At 35.4% G+C, this 2,200-nt stretch carries 3 protein-coding genes; all 3 read left to right on the top strand.

Annotation, left to right across the window (positions count from 1 at the left end):
- Nucleotides 1-884: hypothetical protein (locus F6K37_RS39085; protein WP_287256612.1), on the top strand; the 884-nt coding region annotated here is incomplete at its 5' end.
- A gap of 2 nt (nucleotides 885-886) precedes the next feature.
- Nucleotides 887-1,438 carry a GNAT family N-acetyltransferase gene (locus F6K37_RS39090; RefSeq protein WP_287256614.1) on the top strand — a complete coding sequence of 184 codons (552 nt, stop codon included), beginning with the start codon at nucleotides 887-889 and terminating at the stop codon, nucleotides 1,436-1,438.
- 33 nt (nucleotides 1,439-1,471) lie between these two features.
- Nucleotides 1,472-1,654: a hypothetical protein gene (locus tag F6K37_RS39095; protein ID WP_287256616.1), complete on the top strand. Its 183-nt coding sequence runs from the start codon at nucleotides 1,472-1,474 to the stop codon at nucleotides 1,652-1,654.
- The last annotated feature ends 546 nt before the right edge of the window (nucleotides 1,655-2,200 follow it).

The raw sequence follows: 2,200 nt of genomic DNA on the forward strand, positions 1-2,200 counted from the left end.
TTGAACCTTGGCAAAAAGAATTTGGAGAAGATGGGGCGATTATTGAGTTTTTTCGTAGTATCCTCTTTGCAATTGGTGCCATTTACTTACTTGGTATTGTATGGAGGGAAGAAGCTAGAGAGCTTGTTCGAGGTTCTCGACTATCAATAAAAAGATGGCAAAGAGGAATTGTTGTTGTTGGTATTTCCATCTTTATCACTTCATTTATCTATCATTTACTGATTGGTCCCCTTACTCTTCAAAGAGAATACCCACATTATAATGAATTATTTAGTAATTTTTGGTCGCCTTATATCCTATACTTACCTTACACCATTATCAATTACAATATTTTCGCCCTAGCCTGGGTTTTCATTAGTTTATACGGAGCTGTACAAGACTTAAAGCAAAACTTAGCTAGAACAATTTTTTTGCAAGAACGCCTTACACAAATTCAAAATTATTTTGAAAACAAACCACTTAATACTTCTTTTGTTGAAGATATGGTTCAGAGAGAGTTTAAACAATTTTCTCTAAAATTTATTAGCACAATTAGTCGTTATACAGTCTTATTTTTATGTATCGGTATTATCGTCTTGTTTGAGCATAATTGGGGTCTAAAGACCCTGTCTGATGCTGCTCAGCGATATCAGATACTTGTCTATGTCTTCAATATTATGCCACTAGCAATGATTCTTTGGGGATTCTCCCATTACCATGCTGCTTTTCGCAAGGCTTCTTTATGTTTATTCTGTCTCAATTGCGATTATAATAAATTTGAAAGAGAAAATGGTATCTCCGCTCTACTAACTAATATTTTAAATTCGCATTTCAACCTCTATGTAATTATTACCATATTTTTGGTTTATTTAATATTTGTCATCACTGCAAAAATTATATATTGATTATGAATTTTGAATTTCCCTTACAAGCCTACAAAATTATCAAGAGAAAAATCACAGAACAGGAAGCCAAATTATTAATTAAAGAAATTATGTCAACCCCAAAAATTATTGGCTACTCTTTAAGAGAATGGATGGCCGAAGATATAATGGTTGCTGAAGATAAGGATTGCCACCTTGTTGGAGCTTGCTTGAGTTATAACTTCCACAAAGATTGGACTAAGATAGCTGTATTGTTTGTCTTTGAAGATTATAGAGGCAAAGGGATTGGAAAATCTTTGTTATACGCAGCTTTTAATGATGCAATGGAGAGGCGCAAAAATGTTTATACAATTAGTGCCAACTCAGTTGTCATCAAAATGATGAAAGATTTAGACTTTTTGATTTTCGATAGTTTATTTAACTTTCCCACACCCTATAAAGAGTATGAATTAGCTTTTTGCTTGCACCATATTAAATGGGTAATTAATTTCTACCGAATTCAGGAAATCATCAGAAAGAAAATAGCATACCCTAATCAACAAACTTTTGTCTATGGTTTTAGAGCTTGTTTCTAACCCTTTCGTTAACAGGAGACGAGGACTGGGAGTATGTCAAGTTTGCCAATACCTGTAGCAGCTTGCAAAAATAAAACTCTCGGCTTACTTGGATTATTTGCATCTTTTGATGAACGGGTGTTTAATCCCCCTCAAACACCGAAAGCTGCAAAATTATTCAGATTGCCCCTGGTGTCACTTTGGCTAGGGCGTGTTTTTAAACTCGCTGTATTCTAAAAGTAGTGTGATCGCAGTATGTATAGAAAATTACGATCGTAACCCCCTTGTTGTGTAAGGCTTTGAGGCTGTTTTGAACAAAAAATTACGGGAGAAAACTAGATGTGATCGCATCTAAGGCTTGCTTCATTGTCGGCAAAGTAATTATCACATGACTTTGCCAACAAACATATCTTATGCAAACTGACTAACTCACCACGAGTCATTCAGGCTTACTTGGGTATTTGATTCAGCAAAGTGATCGTCAATAACTTCAATAAAACTTGATTGTATAGTAGTACAACCCTATTGGTTCCGGATGGGATACCTGGGGTCAGAAGAATGAAGTAAGTACTCAAACCATCGCCTCAACGAGTACCTGCCAACCAAATAGATTGCCATTAGAGCCGAAATATTGAATAGATTATCGGGAATTTTGCGTTATTTATAATCCGTTAGACAGTATTTTTAATACCTTAAATGGAATTTAGAAGTCCTAGAAAAAACCGGCGTCCTACCCAAGTAAGTATTTGAGGGTATTCTTTTCCCCTGGCCGTAGGCCACGCT

The sequence above is a fragment of the Moorena sp. SIO4E2 genome (assembly GCF_010671945.1).
Lineage (GTDB): Bacteria > Cyanobacteriota > Cyanobacteriia > Cyanobacteriales > Coleofasciculaceae > Moorena > Moorena producens.

Coding starts and splice junctions, on each gene's coding strand:
- F6K37_RS39090 (WP_287256614.1), top strand. CDS start 887: ATGAATTTTGAATTTCCCTTACAAGCCTACAAAATTATCAAGAGAAAA.
- F6K37_RS39095 (WP_287256616.1), top strand. CDS start 1,472: ATGTCAAGTTTGCCAATACCTGTAGCAGCTTGCAAAAATAAAACTCTC.